This window comes from Pantoea sp. DY-5 (assembly GCF_019795955.1).
GTDB lineage: Bacteria > Pseudomonadota > Gammaproteobacteria > Enterobacterales > Enterobacteriaceae > Pantoea > Pantoea leporis.
Window position 1 is genome coordinate 217,024 of the sequence record NZ_JAIMIE010000004.1, and the last position, 26,768, is coordinate 243,791.

24 protein-coding genes and 2 tRNA genes are annotated in these 26,768 nt (G+C 54.8%); 12 read left to right on the forward strand and 14 right to left on the reverse strand.

Annotated elements, in window-relative coordinates:
* Positions 1 to 243: 243 nt before the first annotated feature.
* Positions 244 to 1,665: a glutamate--tRNA ligase gene (gltX, locus tag K5Y30_RS14675; protein WP_101763585.1), complete on the forward strand. Its 1,422-nt coding sequence runs from the start codon at positions 244 to 246 to the stop codon at positions 1,663 to 1,665.
* Between the two features lie 35 nt (positions 1,666 to 1,700).
* Here gltX and K5Y30_RS14680 read toward each other — a convergent pair whose 3' ends face one another.
* Entirely contained in the window at positions 1,701 to 2,054 is a 354-nt protein-coding gene (locus K5Y30_RS14680; protein ID WP_101763586.1) for a YfeC-like transcriptional regulator, read from the reverse strand.
* Positions 2,055 to 2,165: 111 nt separating this feature from the next.
* Entirely contained in the window at positions 2,166 to 2,954 is a 789-nt protein-coding gene (locus K5Y30_RS14685; RefSeq protein ID WP_222184561.1) for a formate/nitrite transporter family protein, read from the reverse strand.
* 361 nt (positions 2,955 to 3,315) lie between these two features.
* On the opposite strand from K5Y30_RS14685, the gene K5Y30_RS14690 reads away from it, so the two are divergent.
* Positions 3,316 to 3,391, forward strand: a tRNA-Ala gene (locus tag K5Y30_RS14690).
* A 42-nt stretch (positions 3,392 to 3,433) separates the two neighbouring features.
* Positions 3,434 to 3,509 (forward strand) — tRNA-Ala (locus K5Y30_RS14695).
* A gap of 137 nt (positions 3,510 to 3,646) precedes the next feature.
* On the opposite strand, the gene K5Y30_RS14700 is transcribed toward K5Y30_RS14695, so the two are convergent.
* From K5Y30_RS14700 to K5Y30_RS14715, 4 genes are all read right to left on the reverse strand, one after another.
* The gene (locus K5Y30_RS14700; RefSeq protein WP_222184563.1) at positions 3,647 to 5,263 is read right to left on the reverse strand and encodes a rhodanese homology domain-containing protein; all 1,617 of its coding nucleotides are present in this window, start codon (positions 5,261 to 5,263) and stop codon (positions 3,647 to 3,649) included.
* Positions 5,256 to 5,846: a cysteine dioxygenase gene (locus K5Y30_RS14705; protein WP_101763589.1), complete on the reverse strand. Its 591-nt coding sequence runs from the start codon at positions 5,844 to 5,846 to the stop codon at positions 5,256 to 5,258. The genes K5Y30_RS14700 and K5Y30_RS14705 overlap by 8 nt, the downstream gene beginning before the upstream one ends.
* Positions 5,847 to 5,851: 5 nt before the next feature.
* Positions 5,852 to 6,940 carry an LLM class flavin-dependent oxidoreductase gene (locus K5Y30_RS14710; RefSeq protein ID WP_222211928.1) on the reverse strand — a complete coding sequence of 363 codons (1,089 nt, stop codon included), beginning with the start codon at positions 6,938 to 6,940 and terminating at the stop codon, positions 5,852 to 5,854.
* A gap of 192 nt (positions 6,941 to 7,132) precedes the next feature.
* Complete coding sequence (locus K5Y30_RS14715; protein WP_101763591.1) at positions 7,133 to 8,323, reverse strand: NupC/NupG family nucleoside CNT transporter; 1,191 nt, start codon at positions 8,321 to 8,323, stop codon at positions 7,133 to 7,135.
* 369 nt (positions 8,324 to 8,692) lie between these two features.
* On the opposite strand from K5Y30_RS14715, the gene K5Y30_RS14720 reads away from it, so the two are divergent.
* On the forward strand, positions 8,693 to 9,934 hold the full coding sequence (locus tag K5Y30_RS14720) for an Nramp family divalent metal transporter (RefSeq protein WP_008101352.1): 1,242 nt from the start codon (positions 8,693 to 8,695) through the stop codon (positions 9,932 to 9,934).
* 45 nt (positions 9,935 to 9,979) lie between these two features.
* Here K5Y30_RS14720 and K5Y30_RS14725 read toward each other — a convergent pair whose 3' ends face one another.
* Positions 9,980 to 10,336, reverse strand: a complete 357-nt coding sequence (locus K5Y30_RS14725; protein WP_101763592.1) for a DUF2502 domain-containing protein — start codon at positions 10,334 to 10,336, stop codon at positions 9,980 to 9,982.
* A 159-nt stretch (positions 10,337 to 10,495) separates the two neighbouring features.
* Entirely contained in the window at positions 10,496 to 11,485 is a 990-nt protein-coding gene (gene mgrA / locus K5Y30_RS14730; RefSeq protein WP_222211930.1) for an L-glyceraldehyde 3-phosphate reductase, read from the reverse strand.
* Positions 11,486 to 11,699: 214 nt separating this feature from the next.
* On the opposite strand from mgrA, the gene K5Y30_RS14735 reads away from it, so the two are divergent.
* Together K5Y30_RS14735 and glk are read left to right on the forward strand one after the other, a co-directional pair.
* Positions 11,700 to 13,352 (forward strand): alpha-keto acid decarboxylase family protein, encoded by a 1,653-nt coding sequence (locus K5Y30_RS14735; protein WP_222211932.1) that lies wholly within the window; start codon positions 11,700 to 11,702, stop codon positions 13,350 to 13,352.
* 160 nt (positions 13,353 to 13,512) lie between these two features.
* Complete coding sequence (glk, locus tag K5Y30_RS14740; protein ID WP_101763595.1) at positions 13,513 to 14,478, forward strand: glucokinase; 966 nt, start codon at positions 13,513 to 13,515, stop codon at positions 14,476 to 14,478.
* 31 nt (positions 14,479 to 14,509) lie between these two features.
* Here the strand turns inward: glk and K5Y30_RS14745 are convergent, their stop codons facing one another.
* A complete protein-coding gene (locus K5Y30_RS14745) occupies positions 14,510 to 15,235 on the reverse strand; it encodes a LytTR family DNA-binding domain-containing protein (protein WP_222211934.1) in 726 nt (241 codons plus the stop codon).
* Complete coding sequence (locus tag K5Y30_RS14750; RefSeq protein WP_304623904.1) at positions 15,232 to 16,923, reverse strand: sensor histidine kinase; 1,692 nt, start codon at positions 16,921 to 16,923, stop codon at positions 15,232 to 15,234. The genes K5Y30_RS14745 and K5Y30_RS14750 overlap by 4 nt, the downstream gene beginning before the upstream one ends.
* 330 nt (positions 16,924 to 17,253) lie before the next feature.
* Between K5Y30_RS14750 and K5Y30_RS14755 the strand changes: the two genes are divergently transcribed.
* Together K5Y30_RS14755 and alaC are read left to right on the forward strand one after the other, a co-directional pair.
* Positions 17,254 to 17,778 (forward strand): GNAT family N-acetyltransferase, encoded by a 525-nt coding sequence (locus K5Y30_RS14755; protein ID WP_222184573.1) that lies wholly within the window; start codon positions 17,254 to 17,256, stop codon positions 17,776 to 17,778.
* Between the two features lie 118 nt (positions 17,779 to 17,896).
* Positions 17,897 to 19,135, forward strand: a complete 1,239-nt coding sequence (gene alaC, locus K5Y30_RS14760) for an alanine transaminase (protein WP_008101332.1) — start codon at positions 17,897 to 17,899, stop codon at positions 19,133 to 19,135.
* Positions 19,136 to 19,176: 41 nt separating this feature from the next.
* Here alaC and ypdK read toward each other — a convergent pair whose 3' ends face one another.
* The 3 genes from ypdK to K5Y30_RS14775 all read right to left on the reverse strand — a co-directional run bounded on the left by ypdK (position 19,177) and on the right by K5Y30_RS14775 (position 22,086).
* Positions 19,177 to 19,248 carry a membrane protein YpdK gene (gene ypdK / locus K5Y30_RS14765; RefSeq protein ID WP_099686956.1) on the reverse strand — a complete coding sequence of 24 codons (72 nt, stop codon included), beginning with the start codon at positions 19,246 to 19,248 and terminating at the stop codon, positions 19,177 to 19,179.
* A 202-nt stretch (positions 19,249 to 19,450) separates the two neighbouring features.
* Positions 19,451 to 20,479 (reverse strand): HlyD family secretion protein, encoded by a 1,029-nt coding sequence (locus K5Y30_RS14770; protein WP_222211936.1) that lies wholly within the window; start codon positions 20,477 to 20,479, stop codon positions 19,451 to 19,453.
* Positions 20,480 to 20,484: 5 nt separating this feature from the next.
* Entirely contained in the window at positions 20,485 to 22,086 is a 1,602-nt protein-coding gene (locus K5Y30_RS14775; protein ID WP_222211938.1) for an MFS transporter, read from the reverse strand.
* A gap of 150 nt (positions 22,087 to 22,236) precedes the next feature.
* On the opposite strand from K5Y30_RS14775, the gene K5Y30_RS14780 reads away from it, so the two are divergent.
* The 4 genes from K5Y30_RS14780 (at position 22,237) to K5Y30_RS14795 (ending at position 24,828) form a co-directional block, all read left to right on the forward strand.
* Positions 22,237 to 23,022, forward strand: coding sequence for an IclR family transcriptional regulator (locus tag K5Y30_RS14780; RefSeq protein WP_008101326.1), 786 nt, complete (start codon positions 22,237 to 22,239; stop codon positions 23,020 to 23,022).
* A 7-nt stretch (positions 23,023 to 23,029) separates the two neighbouring features.
* Complete coding sequence (locus K5Y30_RS14785; protein ID WP_101763602.1) at positions 23,030 to 23,482, forward strand: universal stress protein; 453 nt, start codon at positions 23,030 to 23,032, stop codon at positions 23,480 to 23,482.
* Between the two features lie 9 nt (positions 23,483 to 23,491).
* Positions 23,492 to 24,295 carry a hypothetical protein gene (locus K5Y30_RS14790; protein ID WP_222211940.1) on the forward strand — a complete coding sequence of 268 codons (804 nt, stop codon included), beginning with the start codon at positions 23,492 to 23,494 and terminating at the stop codon, positions 24,293 to 24,295.
* Positions 24,296 to 24,546: 251 nt separating this feature from the next.
* The gene (locus K5Y30_RS14795) at positions 24,547 to 24,828 is read left to right on the forward strand and encodes a membrane lipoprotein lipid attachment site-containing protein (RefSeq protein WP_154190406.1); all 282 of its coding nucleotides are present in this window, start codon (positions 24,547 to 24,549) and stop codon (positions 24,826 to 24,828) included.
* A 516-nt stretch (positions 24,829 to 25,344) separates the two neighbouring features.
* On the opposite strand, the gene K5Y30_RS14800 is transcribed toward K5Y30_RS14795, so the two are convergent.
* The gene (locus tag K5Y30_RS14800) at positions 25,345 to 26,559 is read right to left on the reverse strand and encodes an MFS transporter (protein ID WP_222211942.1); all 1,215 of its coding nucleotides are present in this window, start codon (positions 26,557 to 26,559) and stop codon (positions 25,345 to 25,347) included.
* Between the last annotated feature and the right edge of the window lie 209 nt (positions 26,560 to 26,768).

Genomic DNA, 26,768 nt, shown 5'->3' on the forward strand with positions numbered 1-26,768 from the left:
TTCAAAGTGAGTCAACGGTTTTTAAAACTTAAATGTGCGTTCGCTTTAAAAATAATCATCGTGGGGCGCTTTTCGCCAATGTGCTGGTTTTATTAGCAGAAAAGCGCACAGCAAACCGGGATGCCACCGCGACAATCATTGAGGAATCAGCCTCACCTGCTAGAATGTGCGCACTGTTTTTTCGCGTTAACCCGTTTTTTTGTCATCCAGACAATGAAACCTGCGCATTTAAGGCAATGCTGAATGAAAATCAAAACTCGCTTCGCACCCAGCCCAACGGGCTATCTGCACGTAGGCGGTGCTCGTACTGCTCTTTACTCCTGGCTTTATGCTCGCCATAACAAAGGCGAATTCGTTCTGCGTATCGAAGATACCGATCTGGAGCGTTCCACACCGGAAGCCATTGAAGCCATCATGGATGGTATGAACTGGCTGAGCCTTAACTGGGATGAAGGTCCGTATTATCAGACCAAGCGTTTTGATCGCTACAACGCGGTGATCGACGACATGCTGGAAGCGGGCACGGCCTATAAATGCTACTGCAGTAAAGAACGTCTCGATGCGCTGCGTGAAGAGCAGATGGAAAAAGGCGAAAAGCCGCGTTATGACGGCCGCTGCCGCGACAGCCATGAACATCACGCCGCTGATGAGCCGTGCGTGGTGCGCTTCCGCAACCCGCAGGACGGTTCTGTCATCTTTGACGATCAGATTCGTGGTCCGATTGAATTCAGCAACCAGGAACTGGATGACCTGATCATTCGCCGTACCGACGGTTCACCCACCTATAACTTCTGTGTGGTGGTGGATGACTGGGATATGGGCATCACTCACGTGATTCGTGGTGAAGACCATATCAACAACACGCCACGCCAGATCAATATCCTGAAAGCGATCGGTGCAGAAGTGCCAACTTACGCGCACGTATCAATGATCCTCGGCGATGACAGTAAGAAGTTGTCCAAGCGTCATGGCGCTGTTGGCGTGATGCAGTATCGTGATGACGGTTATTTGCCGGAAGCGCTGCTCAACTATCTGGTACGTCTTGGCTGGTCACATGGCGATCAGGAGATTTTCAGCGTGCCGGAAATGGCAGAGCTGTTCACTCTGGATGCCGTGAGTAAGTCGGCCAGTGCTTTCAATACTGAAAAACTGCAGTGGCTGAATCATCACTACATTAATACGCTGCCGCCGGAGTACGTTGCTACGCAGCTGCAATGGCATATTGAACAGCAGAAGATTGATACCCGCACCGGTCCGGAGCTGGCAAAGCTGGTTACCTTGCTGGGCGAGCGTTGCAAAACCCTGGTAGAGATCGCGGCATCTTGCCGTTACTTTTATGAAGAGTTTGAAGCCTTTGATGCTGACGCGGCGAAGAAGCATCTGCGTCCGGTCGCGCGTCAGCCGCTGGAAGTGGTGCGCGACAAACTGGCTGCAATCAGCGACAGCAACTGGAACGCAGAGAATGTGCATCATGCAATTCAGTCTGCGGCAGATGAGCTGGAGCTGGGGATGGGCAAAGTCGGTATGCCACTGCGTGTAGCGGTGACCGGTTCTGGTCAGTCACCGGCGCTGGATGTGACGGTGGAAGCAATTGGTCGCAGCCGCAGCGTTGCGCGAATCGAAAAAGCGCTGGCATTCATCGCGGAGCGCGAAGCAAACGCATAATATGAAAAAGCCGGAAGCATCTGCTTCCGGCTTATTTATTCTTCCTGAATCCCCAGACGTTCCAGTACGCCTCGAATTCCCTCCCGCAACAACAACGCCGCAAATTGATCTTGCTCCGCTGCCGTCATTTGCTGGACAGAATTTATTAATAACGCAGGTAACGTATTTTGTTGTGCACCGTAATTAGCCGCCGGTTCGTTCGCGTGGCGGGTGGATTGAACAAAGCTCTTTACGCGCTCATCTATATGGATCAATCGCGCTTTACCGCCCTGAACACCGGGCTTTGGCGTGGTTGTCCAGTTTTCACGCTTGATCCATTTATTCACCGTTTGCCGACTGTAGCCCGTTTCCTGCGCGAGCTCCTCGGGGGTAAGCCATTCCTTTTTCACGATGCTGTCCCTGTTAAATACATTAGTTCTACATATTACAACAAAACGTAACGGGGAAAAGTAACCTGAACAGAAAATGCCTTCTGCTCTCCAACAAAAGGCAAAATTAGGTTATTGCGCCTGGCTCACTGCGGCTTGTTCCGGACGGAAAGCGATGAAATAGGTGAGGCCAACAAAAATTGCACCGCCCACGCCGTTACCGAGGAACACCGCGATCACGTTTGGCGCAAATTCCGCCCAGCTCATCTGGCCGGCAAAAATTGCCGCCGGAACAATAAACATGTTTGCGACGACGTGCTGGAAGCCAATCGCCACGAACGCCATCACCGGGAACCACATACCGAAAATTTTACCCACTACATCTTTACTGGCGAAGGCGAGCCACACCGCCAGACACACCAGCCAGTTGCAGCCCACGCCGGAAATAAAGGCATGCAGGAAATCGGCATTCACTTTTGCGTGCGCAATCGCCACGGTTTTTTTCAGGTAATCGCCTTCGGTCATGCCCAGCATGTGACCAAAGAACCAAGCAACCGCAACGCTGCCAATGAAATTGGCGAGGGTAACCCAAAACCAGTTACGCAGAACGCTGAAGCCACTGATGCGACGAGCGAACCAGGCGATGGGCATCGTCATCATATTGCCGGTCAGCAGCTCGCCGCCCGCCAGTACCGTCATGATCAACCCGACCGGGAACACCGCAGCGCCGAGTAGCACGCCGAATGAACCCCATTCAGCAGGCAGTTGGTTAATGACATGCAGATCGAGCAGGAAGCCAGTGGCGATAAACGCACCGGCCATAAAGCCAAGAATCAACAAGGTGGAGATAGGCAGGCGGCTTTTAGCCACGCCAGCTTGAATCGCCAGTTGGGCGATCTCTTTAGGTGTATGCAGCGACATAGTTCACTTTTCTTTTATGGATTAATGGGGACGTTGCTGGCCGGTCATTGAGAGAACACCCTGGTAGGATGACCGGTTAATTAGCGCGCTAAGTTTTACACGCACTTTTAACGAAAACAAGACTGCTTCTAACATCTTTAACCTAAAGTTAACGCTGGGTTGAGGTTGGAGTGGGGAAGCATTGTTGGATAATGCATATAAATAGTCGCGAAGCGGGATGGCGTGTTGAAAAAAAACCATGCTGACGCGGGGTTGACGCCTTTTTCAGCGATCAAACACAGAACGAGAATTTGACGTTGACACTCAAGGGGCGGTTTCATATTATCCCGTCCGTCGAGTTTACTCGGCAGTTTTTCGGTTCGGGGGTATAGCTCAGCTGGGAGAGCGCTTGCATGGCATGCAAGAGGTCAGCGGTTCGATCCCGCTTATCTCCACCAAACCGCTCCCAACGGTTTGACCGAAAAATGATTTCCAGATGTGGGGGTATAGCTCAGCTGGGAGAGCGCTTGCATGGCATGCAAGAGGTCAGCGGTTCGATCCCGCTTATCTCCACCAAATCTCTGTTCGTTCTGAACACATTCAAAAAATCATCCTCTAAACGCAACGCAATCAATTGCGATTTTTGTCGTTGTAGGGTCGCCATTTATGGCGACCAACCTGTACGCGAGCAATACGTCCCACATAATACGCTATCAGACGGTTGCTACCTGCGGCTGCAACTGCAGCACCCGGAAACCGTGCGTGCCATCGCGATCCAGCTGCGCCACCAAGCCGTATTCCCAGTCCAGATACGCCTGCATCACGCCCGCTTCAATATCGGTGCCTTCATACGGGCGACGATAGCGATCGATGGCCGGTGACAGCAAATGCTGCTCTCCTTGCTCCGTTGGCAAACCCGCACCGCGCCAGGCAGCGTTACCGCCTTCCAGCACAAACACCGGCTTGCCGGTCAGCTCAGCCACTTGTTCCACCGCATAACCCGCCAGCAGGCTGCTGCCGCAGGTCAGAACATAGCGACGTGCCTCCGGCAACAATGCTTTGCCTTGCTGCTGCAGGGTAGAGCGCAGCAACCAGGCCGCGCCCGGAATATGGCTGTTGAGATGGTTCGCGCGCGTGGTGAAATCCAGTACCTGCGTTTGTCCTTCCTGCAGCCATTCCGCCAACTGTTGCGGTGAGATGAATTCGGGTTGAGCGACGGGCGGCACCTGCGCTTTCCAGTTACCGCGTTCACTGAAATCACTGGCCTGCAGCTCCTCCAGTACCGAAACCTGCCAGCCAAGCTGCGCCAGCCAGGATGCGGTCATATTGGCGCGCACGCCGTCATCATCAATCAGCACGATGCGCGCACCGCGCACGCTGGCGTAATGATCGGTCTCCTGCACCAGTTGACCTCCCGGCACATGGCGGCTGCCAGGCAGATGCCCGGCAGCGTATTCGTCGGCATCACGCACATCAAACAGATAAGTGGTGCGCGTCTCCTGCTGCCAGCGCTTCAGCGTGGCGAGTGGGATACGTTCCACACCGGCGCGATCGGCGATGATGCGCGCATTGTTCGCCGCCTGATGCTGTGCGGTTTCGCTGGCCTCGCCGTAGCGGCGCGACTGGCCTTTATCCAGCGCATGCCCGGCCAGCGTCCAGCCGATGGTACCATTACGCAGTGCGAACACCGGATTGCGAATCCCGGCGTTCACCAGCGATTGCGTGCCAATGATGCTGCGCGTGCGACCGGCGCAGTTAACAATCACTGTGGTCTCCGGCGATGGCGCGATGTCACGCACGCGCAGCACCAGTTCACCGCCCGGCACGCTGGTGGCGCCTGGAATACTCATGGTTTGATATTCATCGAAACGACGCGCATCGAGCACTACCACGTTAGCATCGCTGTTAATCAGCTGATGCACCTCGTCCGCAGACAAAGAAGGTGTGTGATTGTGATGCTCAACCAGCTCGCCAAAGGCTTTGCTGGGTGAATTCACGTCGATAAACAGTTCGCCGCCCGCCGCTTGCCAGCCGGCCAAATCATCTGCCAGCAGCGCGACGTTGCTGTAACCCAGCGCGGCAATCCGTTCGGCAGCGGTTTGCGCCAGGCCTTCGTTACCGTCATACAGCGTGATCGCGGTGGTGCGCTGCGGAATGCGGTCCAGCAGCTCAAGCTCCAGTTTTGACAGTGGAATATTCACCGCAAACAACGGATGCGCGGTGGCAAAAAGCGCTTCATCGCGCACATCGACAATCGCCACTTCCTGCTGCTGACGCAGGGCCTCAATAATTTCCGCCGCCTGGCGTAAAGGGAAAACCGATTTAGTCATGTGAAAGGTCCCAAATGTTCGGTAAGTAACGGTTGCTGTAACCGGAGATAAACGTTTTTTCACTGCCGTCTTCGCGGTAGACCGCACGTTTGACCGCGCCAATGTTGGCGCCATAAACGTGAATACTGATGGAGACGCGGTCGTCATAGGCGTTGCTGACGCGATGAATATCGCCTACCGTCGGCGATACCGCTTCAACGCGGCCGGGATCGAGTCGGACTGGCGCGCCTTCCGGCTGCAATCCGTTTGGCCCCGGCTGCCAGGATTGTGAAATCTCTGCGCCGCGGAGCATGCCAATCAATCCCCATACGCGATGGTCGTGAATCGGCGTTTGCTGGCCCGGTCCCCAGACGAAACTCACCACCGAGAAGCGCTGCTGCGCATCGGCATACAACAAATATTGTTGATAGTGTTCGGGATGAGGTTGGGTAAAGGCGTCGTCCAGCCAGTCGTCGTGGCGAATCAACTCGCCAAGCCACGCGCTGCCACGTTGCAACACCGTGGCCTCCTCCGGCTGCGCATCCAGCAAGTTGGCAAGATTGGCGACAAAATCACGCAGGCGCTGGTGCTGATACTGGCTCATAAGCTTCAGGCGCTCCTTTTCTCGGCGGCTGAGAGCGCATCGACTTTCGCGCGCGTAAGCGGAATCAGCTCGCGACCATATTCCACCGCATCGTTAAGCGGATCGAAGCCGCGAATCAAAACGCTATGAATGCCAAGGCGATAATATTCCAGCAGTGCATCGGAAACTTGCTCCGGCGTTCCCACCAGCGCAGTGGAGTTGTAGCCGCCCTGAACCAGTTTTGCGACGCCGGTCCACAGCACTTTATCCAGACGATCGCCTTCATTGGCGGCGGCGAGTAAACGCTGCGCGCCAACGCTCTGCGGCTTCGCCTTACCAAAGGCAAAGCCACTTTCGTTAAGCTGTTTTTCAGCCGTGGCGCGGATGTGCTCCGCACGTTCCCAGGCTTCTTTTTCAGTTGTACCAAGAATCGGCCGGAACGAGATGTTGAAGTTAATTTCGCGGCCCTGTCTGGCGGCAGCGACACGCACGTTGCGTACCGTCTCTTCCGCGCCTTTCAGCGGCTCGCCCCACAGCGCAAACACATCGGCATGGCGTGCTGCAACATCAATCGCCTCCTGCGACGATCCGCCAAAATAGATGGGCAGTTTATTCTGCAGCGGTTTGATGGCTGAGAACGCCTGCTCGGCCTGATAAAACCGGCCTTGATGATCGTACGGCTGCGCGGATTCGAGACTCTGCTTCAATACGGTGAGGAACTCATCGCTACGCGCATAGCGCTCGGCTTTATTGAGGAAGTCACCGTCGCGGCGCTGCTCGGCATCGCTACCGCCGCTGATAATGTGCACCGCTAAACGGCCTTCGGTGAGGTGATCAAGGGAAGCCAGTTTGCGCGCCGCTAATGTCGGCGAGACAAAGCCGGGGCGATGCGCCAGCAAAAATTTCAGCGTCGAGGTGTGCGCCGCCGCGTGCGCGGTCACCAGAAAGCCATCCGGCTGATCCGACCAATAGCCCACCAGAATGCGATCAAAACCAGCGTCTTCATGCGCACGCGCAAAACGCGCAATGTACTCTTTATCGAACAGCGGGCCGCTAGCCGGAATAATTTCGGAAGCGAGGCGGTGGCCAATCATGCCAAGGAATTGAATGCTCATGCGGTTCTCCTGAAGTGACGTCATGGAGAAAAACTACGGGCGCAGGCGGTGTGAACGGAAATTCAATATTGTGCAAAGGTTTTGCGTTTAACAGTGAAGCGGGTGATAGCGGGGGAAAAGCGGAAGCGACGCGGATTAGAACCGATTGAAATAATTAAGAAGAGAAGGGCGAGCCGCAGCTCGCCCCGTATATCAGAAGGCCAATACCAGACCAGCTATAGCGGCTGACAGCACGCTCACCAGCGTTGAACCGTACAGCAGTTTCAGGCCGAAGCGTGAAACCACGTTACCTTGCTCTTCGTGCAGACCTTTAATCGCGCCCGCCACAATCCCGATAGAGGAGAAGTTAGCAAAGGAGACCAGGAACACCGAGAGAATACCTTCTGAGTGTGGCGACAGCTGACCGGCGATTTTCTGCAGATCCATCATTGCCACGAATTCGTTGGAAACCAGTTTGGTGGCCATGATGCTGCCCACCTGCAGCGCTTCGTGTGAAGGAACACCCATCACCCATGCAAATGGATAGAATACATAACCCAGCACGCCCTGGAAGCTGATGCCGAAAATCAGGTCGAACAGCGCGTTCAGACCGGTGATCAAGGCGATAAAACCAATCAGCATTGCGGCAACAATCATCGCAACTTTAAAACCGGCGAGGATGTATTCGCCCAGCATTTCGAAGAAGCTCTGGCCTTTATGCAGGTCCTGCAATTGCAGATCTTCTTCGCTATCCACGCGGTACGGGTTAATCAGCGACAGCACAATAAAGGTGCTGAACATGTTCAATACCAGCGCGGCCACCACATATTTTGGCTGCAGCATGGTCATATAGGCGCCGACAATTGACATCGAAACCGTCGACATGGCAGTCGCTGCCATGGTGTACATACGGCGCTGTGACATTTTGCCAAGGATATCTTTATAAGCGATGAAGTTTTCTGACTGTCCCAAAATCAGAGAGCTCACGGCGTTAAAGGATTCCAGTTTGCCCATACCGTTTACTTTGGACAGCACGGTACCAATGCCGCGAATCACCCACGGCAAGATGCGGAAATGCTGCAAAATACCGATTAACGCAGAGATGAAAATGATGGGGCAAAGCACGTTAAGGAAGAAGAAAGCGAGACCTTTTTCGCTCATATTGCCAAACACGAAATTGGTACCTTCGGCGGCATATTTGAGCAGATGATCAAAGAAACCTGCGAAGCCCTGCACAAAGCCGAGACCGATGGAGGAGTTCAGGAAGAACCAGGCCAGCAGAATTTCGATTACCAGAAGTTGAACGATATAACGAAGACGGATGCTTTTACGATCGTGGCTGACCAGCAAGGCCAGCACCGCTACCACCACTAGTGCTAAAAGAAAATGCAAAACATGGGACATGTCGGCTCCAAATTTGAGGAGGGTTGTATTTTGTTGCGTATTCTATGTAACGCGTTACTTAAAAACGAGATCAAAACCACATTATAAGTATTCGCTATCGCGTTTTTTCTCAGATAAGTCTGACCGCTCACAACCCTATTACAAATTCATCACAAGAAATATCCACAAAAACATTGTCTATAAAATAACCCAAGAGTAGAGTCTTTTGCGTTGCACTTGTTTTAAGCAAGAACTGACTTTACCGCAATGTATAGCAATGGCTATACTTTATAGCACCATCTATTACTACAATAACTATAACCAAATTTCATCTGCCTTGAATGACCCTTAATCTGGACAGGTCAACAAGCATTAGGACAGGGTAAAACTATGCTAGAAAGCCGCACCGCCGAGCGCGCCGCTCGCGGAGCCAGAAAGATCAAACTCGCGCTGCTGGGCCCCGCCTTTATTGCGGCGATTGGCTACATCGATCCCGGCAACTTCGCGACCAACATTCAGGCCGGCGCCGCCTATGGCTATAAGCTGTTATGGGTTGTGGTGTGGGCCAACGTCATGGCGATGCTGATCCAGCTGATGTCCGCCAAGCTGGGCATTGCTACCGGCAAAAATCTTGCAGAACACATCCGCGATCGCTTCCCGCGCCCTGCGGTGTGGTTCTATTGGGTGCAGGCGGAAATCATCGCCATGGCCACCGATCTCGCTGAATTTATCGGCGCGGCGCTCGGCTTCAAGCTATTACTTGGCATTTCCCTGCTGCAGGGTGCGGTGTTAACCGGTATCGCGACCTACCTGATTCTGATGCTGCAAAGTCGCGGGCAGAAGCCGCTGGAACTGGTGATTGGCGGTCTGCTGCTGTTTGTAGCGGCGGCTTATATTGTGGAGCTGTTTTTCTCCCAGCCTAAAGTGAGTGAGCTGGTGGTTGGCATGGCGCTGCCATCGCTGCCAACATCGGATGCGGTATTCCTCGCTGCTGGTGTGTTAGGCGCCACCATTATGCCGCACGTGATTTATCTGCACTCGGCGCTGACGCAGCACGGCAATAAAGGCAGCAAGGCGCAACGTTACAGTTCAACCAAGCTGGATGTGGCTATCGCCATGACCATCGCTGGCTTTGTGAATCTGGCGATGATGGCCACCGCCGCCGCGGCATTTCACTTTAGCGGTCACTCCAGCATCGTCGATCTCGATCAGGCTTACTTAACGCTGCAACCGCTGTTGGGTGAAGCGGCGGCGATTGTGTTCGGTTTGAGTCTGGTGGCTGCCGGTCTCTCTTCTACCGTGGTCGGCACGCTGGCGGGACAAGTAGTGATGCAGGGCTTTATCCGTTTCCACATTCCGCTGTGGTTCCGCCGCACTATCACCATGTTGCCCTCTTTTATAGTAATTTGGGCGGGCTGGGATCCCACGCGCATTCTGGTAATGAGTCAGGTGCTGTTGAGTTTCGGTATCGCGCTGGCGCTGATTCCGCTGCTCTCCTTTACCGGCAACCGCGAATTGATGGGCGATGAGATGGTGAACTCACGCCTGATGCAGAATGCCGGGCGGCTGATTGTGGTGCTGGTGATCGCCCTCAATCTCTATTTGCTGGTCGGCGAAGCGCTCGGTTGGTAACTGCCAGAGAAAAGAAAAATCCCGCCATTGTGCGGGATTTTTTGTTTAGTGATGATGGTGATCGTGGTGACCTCGACGATCATCATGGCGATGATCGTGGCGGTGATGTTCACGACGTTCACGCTCATGCCAGCGGCGTTCGCGCTCACGTTCATAGGCGCGATGACGTTTCCACTCTTCGTGACGCCACCAGCGATGATCGTTGTACTGATAACGATCGTTCCACCAGCGCGGCTCGCGCCAGCGACCGCCGTCCCAGTAATTACCGTGACGATCGCGATCGCCGAGATGCAGCGTAACGCCCGGACCCAAATTGATGGTGGCGCTGTCGGCTTGTGCTGTGCTGATAGCCAACGGGGATAAGGTTGCCAGCAAGGCGGCAAACAAAATGGCACGTTTCATAACTTCTCCTTTTCAGTAGCTTATAACTGCCACCGTTGCGCTAGTTTGCCACATCGGACCAGGTAAGCCTTGAGAATCAGTCTGAAAACGCTGAGGGAAATCTGAAATGAGAATTTTCTGCTGCGGAAAACGCCCGACAAATGCCGGGCGGGTAAACGTTTACACTAAGATATTGTGGATGGCGTCGATCTCGTCCTGGCTCAGCACCGGCTGGCTCAACATCTCAACCGCATCATCAATTTGCGCGGTTTTGCTGGCACCAATCAGTACCGAGGTGACACGCGCATCGCGCAGCACCCAGCTCAGCGCCATTTGCGCCAGCTTCTGGCCGCGCTGCTGGGCGATCGCCTGCAGCTGATGCACTTTTTCCATCCTCTCTTGCGTCAACTGGTTTTCATTCAGGAACTTACTGCCGCTGGCGATGCGCGAATCTTGCGGAATGCCCTGCAAATAGCGGTCGGTTAACACGCCACCCGCCAGCGGCGAGAAGGCGATACAACCAACGCCGTTGTCGCCCAGCACATCCAGTAAACCCTGCTCAGGCGTACGTTCAAACATCGAATAACGCGGCTGGTGGATCAGGCATGGCGTGCCGAGGTCGCGCAGAATCGCAATCGCTTCGGCGGCTTTGTCTGCTGGATAGTTAGAGATGGCGGCATAAAGCGCCTTGCCCTGACGCACCACCTGATCCAGCGCACGCATGGTCTCTTCCAGCGGCGTTTCGGGATCGGGACGGTGATGATAGAAGATATCAACGTACTCCAATCCCATGCGCTTCAGACTTTGATCGAGACTGGAAATCAGATATTTGCGTGAACCCCAATCGCCGTACGGGCCGTCCCACATGGTGTAACCGGCTTTGGTTGAGATCACCAGCTCGTCGCGTAGCCCCTGAAAATCCTCGCGCAGAATGCGACCAAAGTTGGACTCTGCCGATCCCGGTGGCGGGCCGTAATTATTGGCGAGATCGAAATGGGTAATGCCGCGATCAAAGGCGTGGCGCAGCAGTTCGCGGCTGTTATCAACGCGCGTACTGTCGCCAAAGTTATGCCACAGACCCAGTGAAATCGCCGGTAACTTCAGGCCGCTACGGCCACTGCGACGGTATTGCATCTGTTGATAACGTTCGGGATGGGGAAAAGCACTCATGCAGCGTTCCTGTCTCAATAGGGGAGAAAGTGACATCAGCATAGCAGTGTATGCGTTTACACTAAGGCGAAACGCGCCGAGGATCGCAACTTACAGAATTATCTGTCGTCGTAACGAATGCTTGCCACAAATCACCGCACCACGATGGTGAATATCTCGCCAATTCAGCCACATCGCTAATACTCCTGATTATCCCCTTAACAAGGAGCTGTCGATGAAAACCCTCAACGTTGGCGATTATTTACTGCACCGATTACAGCAAAGCGGCATCCGACATCTGTTCGGCGTGCCGGGCGATTACAACCTGCAATTCCTCGACAGCGTGATTGCGCATCCCGATATTGCCTGGATTGGCTGTGCCAATGAACTGAATGCGGCGTATGCGGCGGATGGTTACGGGCGCTGCAACGGTGCGGCGGCACTGCTGACCACGTTTGGGGTCGGCGAGCTCAGCGCCATCAACGGTATCGCTGGCAGCTATGCCGAATATGTGCCGGTGATTCATATCGTTGGCGCGCCCGCCAGTCAGGCACAGCAGCAGGGTGATTGCGTGCACCATTCGCTGGGCGACGGCGATTTTGGTCATTTCCTGCGAATGGCGCAGGAAGTAAGTGTGGCATCGGCGGTGCTGACGGCGAAAAACGCGGTGGCGGAGATCGATCGCGTTATCAGCGAGGCGCTAACGCAACATCGTCCCGGCTATTTATTGCTGGCGGTGGATGTGGCGGCGGCTGAAATTACGTTCCCTGACGAGAAAGTCACAGCTGCAGAAAACCCTCAGCAGGTTGCTGCGGCCTTTGCCGATGCGGCAGAACGTTTGCTGGCACCGGCGCAACGCGTGGCGCTGTTGGCGGATTTCCTTGCCTCACGCTGGCAGTTGCAGCCGCAGCTCGAGGCGTTGCGCCAGCTGCGCGCGATTCCTGCTGCCACCTTATTGATGGGCAAAGGCGTGCTGAACGAGCAGCAGCCGGGTTACGTCGGTACGTACGCCGCGCAAGGCAGCAGCGATGCGGTGCGTCAGGCCATCGAAGATACCGACGTTACGCTGTGCGTCGGCGTGCGGTTTACCGACACCTTAACCGCCGGCTTCACACAAAATCTGCCCGCCGAGCGCGTGATCGATCTGCAGCCGTTTCAGGCCACGGTCGCTGGCGAGGTGTTTGCGCCGTTGAGCATGCAGCAGGCGCTGGCGGCGCTGACGCCGATTTATCAGCGTCACTGCGCGCACTGGCGGCTGGCAGATGCGCCTGAGTGCGAGGAAAGTGAGCAAATTGCTGCGGCGGTAATCAGTCAGCAGGCATTCTGGCAGGCGATGCAGCGCTTCCTGCAACCCGGTGATATTATCCTTGCCGATCAAGGCACTGCGGCCTTTGGCGCGGCGGCGCTGCGTTTACCGCAGGATGCACAACTGTTGGTGCAACCGCTGTGGGGATCGATTGGCTATACTTTACCCGCCACTTTTGGTGCGCAAACCGCGCAGCCAGATCGGCGGGTCATCCTGATCATTGGCGATGGCTCTGCGCAGCTGACGATTCAGGAGTTAGGTTCGATGCTACGCGACGGCCAGCAGCCGATTATCTTCTTGATTAATAACGATGGTTATACCGTTGAGCGCGCGATTCACGGTGCTGAGCAACGTTACAATGATATCGCGCAATGGAACTGGACCGCGCTACCGCAGGCGCTGAGCCAGCACTGTGCGGCGCAAAGCTGGCGCGTCAGCGAAACGGTGCAACTCGACGCGGTGATGGAACAATTAATGCGGAATCGACGTCTGTCGCTGGTGGAAGTGGTGATGGACAAACAGGACTTGCCGCCGCTGCTGCGTAAGGTCACCGCCGCATTGCATCAGCGTAATAGTGGCTAAATTTCGGAAAGTTGCCGCTGGGAAGTCGGGCAGGTGATCGGTAGGCTGTGCAGCATCTTTGAATGGATTACGCCCATCGTGCAGGTGGGCGTTGTTGTTTTATTGGCAGGCTTTTATAGTGTCCTGCAATTGTTTATGACCCAAGCGGAGCAGCAGAAGAATGACAACATACGCCCTGGTCGGCGATGTGGGCGGTACCAATGCCCGTCTCGCATTGTGTGAGGTAGAAAACGGCGCTATCTCGCAAGCCCAAACTTTCTCAACATCAGACTACGACAATCTCGAAGCGGTGATTCGCCACTATCTGGACGAGCAAAAACAGGACATTAAGCACGCCTGTATCGCCATTGCCTGTCCGATTACCGGCGATTGGGTGGAGATGACCAACCACGATTGGGCGTTCTCGACCAAAGTGATGAAAGAGCATCTGGCGCTGGAAAGCCTGGAAATCATTAATGATTTCACCGCCGTTTCCATGGCGATTCCGATGCTGAGCGAACAGGAAGTGATTCAGTTCGGCGGTAGAGCGCCGGTTGAAGGCAAGCCTATCGCGATTTATGGTGCGGGCACCGGCCTTGGCGTCAGCCATTTGGTGCACGTGGATAAGCGCTGGATCAGCTTGCCGGGCGAGGGCGGTCACGTCGACTTCGCGCCAAATAGCGAAGAAGAGGGTGAAATTCTCGAAGTGCTGCGCGCGGAGATTGGCCACGTTTCGGCGGAACGCGTGCTGTCCGGTGCCGGTTTGGTCAATCTGTATCGCGCCATCGTGAAGTCTGATGAGCGTGAGCCAGAAAACCTCAAGCCTAAAGATGTTACCGAACGCGCATTAAAAGATACCTGCATTGATTGCCGTCGCGCGCTGTCGCTGTTCTGCGTGATTATGGGCCGTTTTGGCGGCAACCTGGCGCTGAATCTGGGCACCTTCGGCGGCGTTTATATCGCGGGCGGTATTGTGCCGCGCTTCCTCGATTTCTTTAAAGCTTCCGGTTTCCGCGCGGCATTTGAAGATAAAGGTCGCTTCCGCGATTATCTGGTCGATATTCCGGTATATATGATCACTCACGATCAGCCGGGCTTACTCGGCGCCGGTGCGCACCTGCGTCAGGTGTTGGGCCGCGAGCTGTAAACACGCAGGCGAGCGGCATCCGCCGTTCGCCTTATAATCTCATCAACTGCCGAAAGGCTTTCACCTTGCTGCGACTCACCGGCACCTGCGCATCCAAATCACGCAACTTCACCAAATAGGTATTGTTAAACCACGGCTCGATTTCACGAATCTTGCTCAGGTTGACGCAGTAAGAGCGATGGCAGCGGAAGAACTGCTGTTCCGGCAAACGGTTGCAAAACTCACTGATCACCATCGACATCACATAGGCTTCGCGGCGCGTATACACAAACGTCAACTTCTCGTGCGCCTCAACGTAATAGATCTCGTTGATATCGGTGACGATAATGCGTTCATCTTTCACCAGATTGACGGTTTGTGGCGAGCTGGTGGCTGCGTTTTGTGGTTGCAACTGCTGTTGCGCGCTGGCTTCCAGTTTCTGCAGCATGGTCATGATGCGCGACTCATGATACGGCTTGAGAATGTAGTCAAACGCGTCCAGCTCAAACGCTTCAACCGCATGCTCTTTCCACGCGGTGATAAACACAATCAATGGCTTATGAGCAAACTGATTGATGTTTTGCGCCAGCAGCATGCCATCAAGCGAAGGAATGTTGATATCGAGGAAAATCACATCCACACGATGGTTCTGCAGATATTTCAGCACTTCCAGCCCATCATCAAAGCAGGCCTCAACGCTGATTTGGCTATGTTGCTGAATCATCCAGCTTAACTCTTGCTGGGCGAGAAACTCGTCTTCAACGATGATGGCTTTCACGTGGCGGTTTCCGTGGTGGGGCGCAGCGGGGCAGGCAGCCGCTGGCCATTCTTGCTAAGCGTAAAGGCGATTTCCGTGCCGGGATGATGGCGGGTGATGACCAAGCCCTGGCCGGAGAGCAGCTTAACGCGATGATGCACATTTAGCAGACCAATTTTGTTGCCGGGCATCTCGTTTCGCGCCACGCGGCTCATCACATCATCGCTGATGCCATCACCGGTATCGCGCACCGCAACGCGCACCCGATCGCCTAAATCCTTCACGCTCAGCGTCACTACGCCTTTGCCGCGGCAAGGCTGAATGCCATGCACGATGGCGTTCTCCACCAGCGGCTGAATCAGCAGGCTGGGCAGTGTGAAGTGCAGATCTTCATCCACGTCATAAATCATCGACAGCTTATCGCCGAAACGCGCTTGCTCAATCGCGATGTAGTCCTTCACCTGCCACAACTCTTTCTTGATATCGATAAGCTCGTCATCGTTGAGTTCGAGGTTGTAACGCAGATAACGTGACAGATTGATCACCAACTGGCGCGCGGTATCCGGATTAAGACGAATCGAAGAGGAAATAGCATTCAGGGCGTTAAACAGGAAATGCGGGTTAATTTTGCTCTGTAGCGCGCGCAGTTCTGCTTTGTTCGCCATCTCGCGCAGTTGTTCAGCCCGCGACACTTCCAGCTGCGTTGAGATGATTTGCGACAGCCCAATCGCCATCTCTTTCAGTGAACCGGTGATGCGATGCGCACGGCGATAATAGATTTTTAGCGTGCCTGTCACTTCCCCTTTTTCCCAAAGGGGAATAACCAGCATCGAGTGAATATCTTTGGTGCGATGCGCCTCATCATTGTTCTTAATAATGATTTTTCCGCTGGCGATCGCCTGTGCGGTGGTCGGGCTAATGGCATCATCGCCGTTGTGATAATTCTGCTCGCCGTAACCGACGTAAGCGAGAATCTGTTTGTTGTTGGTGATGGCGACCGCATCGGCGTGAATGTCGGTGCGGATGATATCGCACACTTTATGCAGCGACTGACTATCAACCTGGCGAAACAGCGGCAATGTTTTGTTGGCGATCTCCAGCGCCAGCTTGGCCTGACGCGCCGCAATCGCCTCTTTTTCACCCTCGACGCTCTGCACCAGCAGCACGATTAAACCGATGCTTGATGCGCCCAGAATCATCGGCAGTGCAATCTCGGACACAATCGCCAGTCCCAGCGTCATCGGCTTGGCCCACAGCACAATCAGCAGCATAGTCAGGCTTTCGCACAACATGCCGCCAAGAATACCGGCGCGCCAGCGCTGCTCTTTATTCACCCGGAGGTTGATCACGCCCGAAGCGATGCCGGCAATAATGCTGGTGATCAGGCAAGGCACCGCCGTGACGCCATCCATATCAATCAGATAGCGATGCAAACCGGCAATCACGCCGGTGGCGATGCCTACCCACGGACCAAACAGAATGCCGCCGGACATCACCGCAATCACGCGCACATTGAGCAGAGAGCCGTCGACGTTAATGCCTGACCAGGTGCTGAACAGCGCAAACAGCGAGAATATTGCCGTCACCACCAGTTTTTCTCGCACCGAATGCTCATCTTTTTGCAGCAGCTGACGAAACACCCGCGTGCGAGTGAGGAAGAACAGGCAAATCAGCATCAGCGCCGCGCGGTCAAAAACCGCCAGCAGCATGTCGAAGTGGGAAGGCAAGGGCATCTCTCAGGCAAGAAACGGGAGGCTATGATAAAAAATGTGATCACGATGCGCCAGCGCCACAGCATTCAGCAGACCTTTCTCGTAGTCGAGATCAATTTTTAATATGCAGGTCGCCATAAATGGCGCCCCTACGACGTAATGGCGGATCAATATCGTTACGACTTTGTAGGGTCGCCATTCATGGCGACCTCCCCAAAAGAGGAAAACTTGACCAGAAAAAAGAGGATTAGCTAAAGCGTGCGCCGATCGCTGGTTGTGAATACTCCGGTTTGCTATGTTGCCGTATAAAAAAAGGGGAGCTCAGCCATGCAATTACTCACTCCACGTTTGTCCCTTAGTCGGCTTCAACCTGAAGACTGGCAGATTTTCAAGGCTGTACATCAGGACCGCGCGACCATGACGTGGGTCAGTGAAATCCCGGATGAAAATGATATTCGTCAACGCTTTACTGAGCGTCTGGCGCCATGGCAGGCGAGCAGTTTTCATATGCTGTGTCTGGTGGCGCGCATCCGGGAAACCGGCGAGCCGATCGGCCTGTTTGGCTGCAGCGCCGAGTGGCATCCTTATCGTCAGGCCGAAGTGGGTTACATGCTGCGCGCGGCGTTTACCGGCATGGGTTATGGCAGTGAAGCGCTCGACGCGCTGTGCCAATTTTTGCTGCAGGTAGAATTTCATAAACTGAAAGCGATGGTGATTGAGGGAAATTGGCCGTCACGCCGCATTCTGGAGAAGAATGGTTTCGTTCTTGAGGGCACGCTGCGGGATAATTATCTGCTAAACGGCCAATGGGTAAGCGATTGGGTGTTTGGCCGCCTGAATCCGCAACATTAAAAAAATTTCCGTCTGCTCTCGACAATCTTGTTATCAGCGCGTTATGTTCTTGGTGCGGTCACCACAGTGACCCACGTCGCTCGGACGGTCCGGGCGCTTACGTAAACCAGAGGACATCATGGCTGATAACAGCACACCCCGTCGTTTCTCGCGTATTGAACGCCTTCCCCCGTATGTTTTTAACATTACCGCTGAATTGAAGATGGCTGCGCGTCGGCGCGGCGAAGACATCATCGATTTTTCGATGGGCAATCCGGATGGCCCCACGCCGCCGCACATCGTCGAAAAACTCTGCCAGGTGGCGCAGCGCGAAGACACGCACGGTTACTCAACCTCGAAAGGTATTCCCCGTTTGCGTCGCGCGATTTCGCGCTGGTACGCAGATCGTTATCAGGTGGAGATCGATCCGGAATCGGAAGCGATTGTCACCATCGGCTCCAAAGAGGGTTTGGCGCACTTGATGCTGGCCACGCTCGATCACGGCGACACCGTGCTGGTGCCGAATCCCAGCTATCCGATTCACATTTACGGCGCGGTCATTGCTGGCGCGCAGGTGCGTTCTGTTCCGTTGGTAGCGGGCGTTGATTTCTTCAACGAGCTGGAGCGGGCGATTCGCGAAAGCTATCCCAAACCGAAAATGATGATTCTCGGCTTCCCGTCGAACCCTACGGCGCAATGCGTTGAGCTCGACTTCTTTGAGCGCGTCATCGCGCTGGCGAAGCAGTACAACGTGCTGGTCATCCACGATCTCGCCTACGCTGATATCACCTACGATGGCTGGAAAGCGCCGTCGATTATGCAGGTGCCAGGCGCGCGTGATGTGGCGGTAGAATTCTTTACCCTGTCGAAAAGCTACAACATGGCGGGCTGGCGCATCGGCTTTATGGTCGGTAACAAAGAGCTGGTCTCCGCGCTGGCGCGCATCAAAAGTTATCACGATTACGGCACCTTCACGCCACTGCAGGTCGCAGCGATTGCGGCGCTGGAAGGCGATCAACAGTGCGTGCGCGATATTGCTGAACAGTACAAACGCCGCCGTGATGTGCTGGTGAAAGGCCTGCACGAAGCGGGCTGGATGGTCGATCTGCCGAAGGCGTCGATGTACGTCTGGGCGAAAATTCCCGATCACTACGCGCATCTTGGCTCACTGGAGTTTGCCAAATTACTGATGCAGGAGGCCAAAGTGTGCGTCTCGCCGGGCATCGGTTTCGGTGATTACGGGGATACCCACGTGCGTTTCGCGCTGATTGAAAACAGCGATCGTATTCGTCAGGCGGTGCGGGGGATTAAATCGATGTTCCGTGCCGATGGCATTTTGCCGGGAACGGTGAAAGCGCTGGAAGAAGAAGAGGAATAACCATTAAGTGGGGCGACTCAGCGTCGCCCCGCCTGGCGGCTCTACAGCATCAGTACAAAAGTACCGACCCAAAGCAACAGGAAGAAAGAAATTCCCATCAAAGCGTATCTCACAAAACAACTCCTCTGAGCGGCTACCCGGCGGGCGATCCCAAACCCGCGTAACCCGAACAGAATAAGAGAAAGGTGGAGTTCATCATCGCTACACGCTTTCTTCTCAGGTCGCTCCAGGCAAGCCCGGAACAGGATCGAGGGCTAATTTACGCGGATTTGTCCCAAAAATAAATAGGTCGCTTCTGAGATATTGCTCACATTTTCAGCGGGTCTCAATCTCCGGTATCGCCGACATCCCCACGCGCAGTTTTGCCAGATCCGGCTGGTTTTCATCGAGCACAATTTTCACCGGTAAACGCTGTACCACTTTGGTGTAATTGCCGGTGGCGTTGTCTGGCGAAATGGCGGAAAAGGTCGCGCCCGTCGCCGGAGCAATGCTGTCGACGTGACCGCTAAATACCTTGCCCGGCAAGGCATCCACCTTCACGCTCACTTTCTGCCCTTGCTGCACATCCGCCAGCTGCGTTTCCAGATAATTAGCGGTGATATAGGTTTGCTGCAGCGGCACCACCGCCAGCAAACGCGTGCCTGCGCTAACGTAGGCGCCGAGGCGCACCGAACGCTGACCGACCATGCCATCCACCGGCGCCACAATCCGCGTGTAGGAAAGATTGAGCTGCGCCTGATCGACGCTGGCCTGCGCGGCAGCGACATCGGCAGCGGCCTGACGCACCGCAGCTTGTAGCACGCCAACTTGCTTGACGGCAGAAGCCAGCGCCGCTTCGCTCTGGCGGACGGTAGCCGAGGCGGAGCGCTGCGTTGAGTTGGCTTTTTGCTGATCGTCTGCGGCGATGGTGCCACTTTTATACAGCTGGTTGTAACGCGCGGCGCTTTGTCCGGCGTACTGCGCGGAAGCCTGGCTCGCCGCTAACGTGGCCTTCGCCTGGTCGATAGTGGATTGCTGCTGTTCCAGCTGCGCCTGGCTACTCAAACGCTTCGCCTCGCTGACCTGCAAATTGGCCTGCGCGGTCTCTAACGCCACGCGGTAATCGCGATCGTCGAGTGTCGCCAGCAGTTCGCCGGCCTTCACGCGCTGGTTGTCCTGCACGTTGACGCTGGCGATGTAGCCGGAAACTTTCGGCGCAACCAACGTGTAATCGGCATTCACGTAGGCATCGGTGGTGCGGTGATCGTTGCCGGTTATTGATGACCAGACAAAAAAGGCCATCGCTAATAACACCAGTAATAAGGCGCTCAACAGCACCGTTCTTTTCAGAGCAAAAGCTTGCATATCAGTTATCTCGACGTCGTCGTAACAGGTTGAATCAGAGTTTGTGGTGGCCAGACGCGTTTCGGCAGCCAGGCGGTTAACAGTACAAGCAGGGCAGCGAAGGCAATCAGCATCTGGTAGCAATCACTCAGGCTCAGCACCATTGCCTGCTGTTTTAGCAAGGTGGCGAAGCCGCTGAGGTTCTCCGCGCTGCTGGCGCTGCCGTCCGGCAGCAACGGCAAGCTGCTGCTGGATTGGGCGCTGTTTGGTGCCGTCATCAGCCATGAACGGCTGGCGGCGCTATCGACCAGCACGTTGGAGTGGAATTTTTCACGATGGCTGATAAACCATTCCACCAGCGTGCTGGCGGCGATGCTGGAGAAACCGCGCACCGTGTTGAACATCGCCGAGGCAAAGGGGCCTTCCGGCGGTGCGACCACGCTGGTGGCGCTCATCAGCACCGGCAAAATCACCATCGGCTGGCCGAACGCCTGCAAAATCTGAATCAGCCAGAAATTCTGCCGCGCCCAATCGGTGGTGATGTGCATGCCCATCAGGCAGGACGTCACCAATAGCGCTACGCCCGCCGTCAACATCCAGCGACAATCCACCCAGCGAATATTCATTAGCGCGGCAACAAAAGGCGCGATCAATAATTGCGGCAATCCGATGGTCAACGCCAGCGGGGCGAACTGCAGCGTGCGGAAGCCTTGCACCTGCGCCAGATAGGCCGACGGCAGCGCCGATCCTGACAGTGACAGAATCAGCACGCCCGCCAGCACCAGCAAGCCGTGCACGAGATTGCGCCGTCCCAGCATCTGCAATTTGAACAGCGGCAGCGGGTGAAACCATTCATTAATAAAGAACACAGTCAGCAACGCCAGCGCGCTGAATAATAGACCGCAAAATAACGGCGATTCTAGCCAGTCGAGCCGCTCGCCCTGCGTCAGCGCCAGAATCAACAGCGCCATACCGGAGCAGCCGGTTAGCATGCCGAACAGGTCGATCTGTTTAAAACGCTCAAGGCGCAGCGGATCCTGCGGCAAACCCCAGCTAATCAGCAGCATGGCAATCAGCATGGCTGGCACCACTTGCCAGAAGACAAACAGCCAGCTGACGTCATCGGTCCAGAACGCCGCCAGCGAAGCGGCCATATTCGGACCGAAGGTGGCGGTCAGCGCATATCCGGCTAAACCGTATAATTTGATCGGCGGCGGCAGAAAGCGCAGCGCAACGGTCATCAGCATCGGCGGCAGCGCGCCGCCAAATAATCCCTGCACCACGCGCAAGGCGATAAACAGCGTGGCGTTGGGCATCAGCGGCAGCAGCAGGCCGCTCAGCATAAAACCGGCGGAGACGGTGAGCGCAAAGCGGCGCAGCGAAAAGGTGACGGCGAACCAGGGCGCAATCATCATTGCCGCCACTTCAGCGGCCTGATACGCGGAGATGATCCAGCTGCCTTGATCGTAACTGATGCCGATGGCAGCGCGGATATCGGCTAACGCTATATCGGTGACGCGATCGTTTAATCCCGATGTGAGCGCGGCAATCAGCACGCCAACCAATCCCAGCGCGAGGCGCAGAGTAAACGGATGGGGGGCCGGAGCCGCAATGGGCTGGGCGTTCATAGCAGGCTTCTCGTTATAGTGTTGATGCAGTGTATTGCGATGTGATACAGATGGCATCTTACATATCGATATGCTGTATTGCAATGTGATACAGGGTGTAAAAGTGCGATCATTCGCGTTAAAGTAGGGCAGGCCAAAAAGGAACGCATCATGGTTGAACTTCCCTCAAGCCGTGAGGATGAAAAAGCGGGTGGCATTCAGGTCATCGCGCGTGCGGCAAAAATTCTGAACGCGCTGGGTGAGCATCCCGGCGGCATGAGTTTGGGTGAAATTGCGCAGGTGGTTGATCTGCCGCGCTCGACGGTGCAGCGCATTATTGGTGCGCTGGACAGCGCACAGCTGGTGCGCAGCAGCGGTGCCGGCGGGTTACGTCTTGGTCCGGCGCTGCTCAAGCTGATCTCCAGCGTGCACAGCGACGTGGTGGAAATCGTGCGTCCATTCCTCGAACAACTCTCTGCAGAGATTAATGAAACGGTATCGCTGGCGCGGGCCAGCGGCACGCAGCTGGCGATCGTGCATTATGTGGTGGCCTCGCGCGAACTGCGCGTGGTGCCGCGCATCGGGCTGAATTTGCCGCTTTACAGCACATCGGGCGGCCGCGCGTTGCTGGCGCTGGAGAGCGATGAAGATGTGCGCGTGATGGTGGGCGAAGCCTATAAAGAGTTAACCGAGATGACGGTGAAAACGCTGCCGCAATTGCTGGAGCTGATTGCCGAGGTACGCGCCAGCGGATTGGCGATCGATCGCGGTGAGACGCTGGAGGGCATTTCGACCATGGCGGTCGCCATTGATACGCTGTTTGGCCGCTTCTCCATCTCATTACTGGTGCCGACCGCGCGTTTTCATAAGCAGGAAGCGCATTATCGTGAGCAAATCATCAAGTGCAAAGACGCCTTGATTCGTGAAATTGGCAAAATGACCGCTGTGGAAGGATAACCAACTGATGAAAACCTTGCTGATGGCCATCGATAACTCTCCGGTGGCGGAAAAAGTGATTGCGTTGACCATTGAACAAGCGCTGGCGCATCAGGCACAGGTCACGGTGCTGTGCTGCGTTGATCCCGCTTACTCCTCCTGCAATCAACCGATAGAGATTGATGCCGGTGAAGATCCGGATGATTTTGTGGCAGCGAAAGATGAGCAGAACACCGCCGAAATGGTGGTGCGTCACGCGCTGGCGCCGCTTTTGCGCGCGGGCGTGGCGGCAAAGGGTTTGATTCTGGCGGGGGAAGCGGCGGAAACCATTGTGGCGCAATCCACACTTTTGCATGCCAGCATGATCATCATGGGACGCCGTCATCTGTCGCCGTTTAATCGTCTGCTGAAAGGTTCGGTCAGCGCTGCAGTGATTGAACGCGCCAATTGCCCCGTTTTAATTGATGTGCGTAAGGATTAACCCCGCTCGATGCTCTCGCTTTTTCCGATTACGCTAGCGGCGTTCGCGCTGCTGGCGATCATTATTATTCTGCTGGTGCGCACCACCTCGCTGCGACTGTGGCAAGGCGTGCTGTTATTTATCTTGCCGCTAATACTGGCGAATTTACTGTGGTTCAGCTGGCTTCATCCACGTCAGGAGCGGCAGGCGCTGATGGAAGAGGTCGCAACCCAACTCAGCCTTGCGCCCGGTTATCGTCTGCTAAAAATTCAGGAACCCGCATTGTGGCAGTTGCTCAATCGCGAACTGCTGCATAAACGGCTGGAAGGCGTTCCCGCCGATCAGGCGTTGGGGGATATGCGCGGCTGGTTGATGGATCTGGTCAATCAACGTCTGACAAGAGCCAGCGATGCGGCGATCATTGACTACATCCGTGTCTCGGTCGAGGAGATGCAGGCGTTGCAGCAGCAGGAACCGCAGCGCTGCTTCCGCTTCCTCTATCCGCAGGTGAATGGCGGCGTCAATTTGCAACAGGTGCTGTCACCGGAACTGAATCAGCGCGATGCGCAGGCGCTCGAAACGCTGCTGCAGCAAAGCACTGGCAATGAACAGCCGCTGGATCAGGCTGCGGCGCAGCGCGATCTGCAAAGCGTGGTGGAAAAGCTGTATGGCAAGTGGGGCGATCGGCTGCAACAGCTGAACATGCCGGCGGATACTGCGGTTGATCGCAGCGCAATGTGCGCGATGTCGATTGATCTCTACAGCGGCATTCTCGCATTGCCTGACAAACAAGCGGCCAATCTTTTACGTAAGATGGTCAGCCTTACCGGTTAGCGGGCAAAAAAAAGCCCGCTCAGCGCGGGCATGAAGGTCACTATCAGTATGTTTATTATTAACTCACCTGGTGTGGTGCAGACTTCGTTTAGTCTGGGTACATAATCGCACCGCTGATTTGATAAGGGAAACCGTTTGGTTTTATCGATTTGATTGGCGAAAGCTTCAATAATCCCGGACATTTCGCGCTTTAATCCTATAGATAAGCGCGGCGTTGCATTTTAGACTGCGACGTTTTAGAGGAAACCCTAATGAAAAAAATGCTTATTAGCGCAATGGCGCTTTTTATGCTGGCCGGTTGTAGCGTCAGCAAACCAGGAGGATTTGAGCGTGTCGATGAAGATACCAGCTCAAATACCGTGCAGTATCGTTACGATCCGCACACGCTGAATAAAGACGCAATGGAGATCGACCTTGCGAATTATTGCAGTCAGCGTGGATTTGATAAGGTGGAATCACTGCCGTCGCAAAATAGCCATTTGCCCGGATTAAAGAAAGCCTGGTATCAGTGTAATTACGCGGTAAAAAGCTAAAAAATAGGGCGGGATAATTTCCCACCCTTTTTTATTTTCTTATTATTTGCTGTGTGTGCTTTGCCCAACTATCTGCGGTGTCCATAACCGCCGTGCCCATGATGCCAGCCTCCGCCACCATGATGGCCCCAACCTGGGCCGCCGCCTCCACGATGATGATCGATAATACAGCCACTCAACATCGTCATAATGGCTACAACCGATGCAAGCTTAATAACTTTCTTCATGGAGAGTCCTCCTCTGTTCCAATGACGTCAGATTACAGGGGAATAGTGGAGTGAAGATGCAGGAAATGTAGAGTTATTGCGGGATGTATTACGGAGTGTGTCAATTAAATGCTAAAAAAGTCGCGGGGTAAAATAAACCAATCGGAATAAGCCGAATGCCTGATAATAATAACGAGATTCCTCCGAAAGGCAAGGCTTAATAATAGTGGTTCTCAATTAACGCGTTATTGTGGATCAATTGTGGAGAAATGGGATGCCGAGTATTAATGCGGCATCCCAGCGAACTTAATTATTGCAGTAAAGGTTCTGCCACGTTTTGGCGATTTGGCATACGAATGCTCAGCGACAACACCAGCGAAATCACCAGTAAGGTCATAATCAGGCTGAAGGTGACGGTGAAGCCGCCAAAGGCGGAAGCAACCAGCGAACCCAGCACGCTGCCGATACCGAAGCCAAGGTAAATCAGACCATAGTTTTTGGTCAGGTTATTCAGGCCAAAGAAATCACTGACCAGCGACGGGAACACGGTAATGGTACCGCCGAAGCTGAAGGCCACGCAGGCTAAGGAGAGGAAGAAGGTCGATTCACTCATATGGGTGAACAGCAAAATGCTCATGCCCAGCAGCGAGACGATTTGCGCCAGTGTAATCACGCGGATGCGCGCCATTTTATCCGATAGCACGCCAAGAATCAGACGGCCGCTGAGGTTGGCAATCGCAATCACCGTGACCGCATTGGCGGCGGTTTGCGCGCTCAGATGCACCATGCCTTCACCGATATCTTTCGCCACGCCAATCACGTACAGGCCGCTCATGCAGGCAGTCAGGAACATCAGCGCCAGCATCCAGTACTGCGGTAAACGCACCGATTGCGCCAGCGTGTAATATTTGGCTTCCAGCTGCGTATTACCTCTGTTCTTCTGCATCGGTGCGTCACGCATCAGCAACGCGCCGACAATAATCATGCTCATCGCCAGCACGCCCCAGATCATGAAGGTATTCTCCAGACCTTGTGCGCTCAGCAGTGCGCCGCAGATGAATTTAAAGCCGAGGCTGCCCAAACCGTACGCACCAATCGAGCAGGCGGAAATGAGCCCTTTGCGCTCCGGGAACCACTTCACGCAGTTAGAGAGCGTCATCAGATAACCGGCGCCATCGGCCAATCCCACCAGAATCCCCGCGCTGAGGTAGAGCATCATCAGATTATCGGCATGCGCGGTCAGCCAGAAACCTACCGCCATCAGCATGCCCGCGCCGATGGTGACGTTGCGCACGCCAAAGCGCTCCTGCAATTTCCCGGCAAGCGATGACGCAATCGCCAGGCCAAGACTGAGTAAACCGAACGAGAAAGCCACTTCACTGATCGGCGCATTCAGCTTATTTGCCAGCGGGCCGTTAAACAGGCTCCAGGTATAAACCGAGCCCAAAGCGAACTGGGTGATAATAGTGCCAATAAGGGTGAGCATGCGGGTACGTTGGTCATTCGCGGGGGTTGCTGTTGTCATTTTTATCTCTCACTCGAGAAAGCGGAATCTGTGGAGATAATAAGTTGCTCTCGCGCGTGCGGGGGATACAGAGGCGTGAATGAACCGGATGGTGGAACGAAATGCAGTTAAGAGGGTATGAATGACATTGTGATGACAGTAAGGGATGTCATTTAAGCCGTAGCGGTTGCTACGGGTAACTATCTGTAAGTGTTTGTATCGATCACGCC

Excerpts from the sequence above, each read along its gene's own strand:
- gltX (WP_101763585.1), top strand. The coding sequence starts at position 244 with ATGAAAATCAAAACTCGCTTCGCACCCAGCCCAACGGGCTATCTGCAC.
- K5Y30_RS14685 (WP_222184561.1), bottom strand. The coding sequence starts at position 2,954 with ATGTCGCTGCATACACCTAAAGAGATCGCCCAACTGGCGATTCAAGCT.
- K5Y30_RS14700 (WP_222184563.1), bottom strand. The coding sequence starts at position 5,263 with ATGACTAAATCGGTTTTCCCTTTACGCCAGGCGGCGGAAATTATTGAG.
- K5Y30_RS14705 (WP_101763589.1), bottom strand. The coding sequence starts at position 5,846 with ATGAGCCAGTATCAGCACCAGCGCCTGCGTGATTTTGTCGCCAATCTT.
- K5Y30_RS14710 (WP_222211928.1), bottom strand. The coding sequence starts at position 6,940 with ATGAGCATTCAATTCCTTGGCATGATTGGCCACCGCCTCGCTTCCGAA.
- K5Y30_RS14715 (WP_101763591.1), bottom strand. The coding sequence starts at position 8,323 with ATGTCCCATGTTTTGCATTTTCTTTTAGCACTAGTGGTGGTAGCGGTG.
- K5Y30_RS14720 (WP_008101352.1), top strand. The coding sequence starts at position 8,693 with ATGCTAGAAAGCCGCACCGCCGAGCGCGCCGCTCGCGGAGCCAGAAAG.
- K5Y30_RS14725 (WP_101763592.1), bottom strand. The coding sequence starts at position 10,336 with ATGAAACGTGCCATTTTGTTTGCCGCCTTGCTGGCAACCTTATCCCCG.
- mgrA (WP_222211930.1), bottom strand. The coding sequence starts at position 11,485 with ATGAGTGCTTTTCCCCATCCCGAACGTTATCAACAGATGCAATACCGT.
- K5Y30_RS14735 (WP_222211932.1), top strand. The coding sequence starts at position 11,700 with ATGAAAACCCTCAACGTTGGCGATTATTTACTGCACCGATTACAGCAA.
- glk (WP_101763595.1), top strand. The coding sequence starts at position 13,513 with ATGACAACATACGCCCTGGTCGGCGATGTGGGCGGTACCAATGCCCGT.
- K5Y30_RS14750 (WP_304623904.1), bottom strand. The coding sequence starts at position 16,923 with ATGCTGCTGGCGGTTTTTGACCGCGCGGCGCTGATGCTGATTTGCCTG.
- K5Y30_RS14755 (WP_222184573.1), top strand. The coding sequence starts at position 17,254 with ATGCAATTACTCACTCCACGTTTGTCCCTTAGTCGGCTTCAACCTGAA.
- alaC (WP_008101332.1), top strand. The coding sequence starts at position 17,897 with ATGGCTGATAACAGCACACCCCGTCGTTTCTCGCGTATTGAACGCCTT.
- K5Y30_RS14770 (WP_222211936.1), bottom strand. The coding sequence starts at position 20,479 with ATGCAAGCTTTTGCTCTGAAAAGAACGGTGCTGTTGAGCGCCTTATTA.
- K5Y30_RS14775 (WP_222211938.1), bottom strand. The coding sequence starts at position 22,086 with ATGAACGCCCAGCCCATTGCGGCTCCGGCCCCCCATCCGTTTACTCTG.
- K5Y30_RS14780 (WP_008101326.1), top strand. The coding sequence starts at position 22,237 with ATGGTTGAACTTCCCTCAAGCCGTGAGGATGAAAAAGCGGGTGGCATT.
- K5Y30_RS14785 (WP_101763602.1), top strand. The coding sequence starts at position 23,030 with ATGAAAACCTTGCTGATGGCCATCGATAACTCTCCGGTGGCGGAAAAA.
- K5Y30_RS14790 (WP_222211940.1), top strand. The coding sequence starts at position 23,492 with ATGCTCTCGCTTTTTCCGATTACGCTAGCGGCGTTCGCGCTGCTGGCG.
- K5Y30_RS14795 (WP_154190406.1), top strand. The coding sequence starts at position 24,547 with ATGAAAAAAATGCTTATTAGCGCAATGGCGCTTTTTATGCTGGCCGGT.
- K5Y30_RS14800 (WP_222211942.1), bottom strand. The coding sequence starts at position 26,559 with ATGACAACAGCAACCCCCGCGAATGACCAACGTACCCGCATGCTCACC.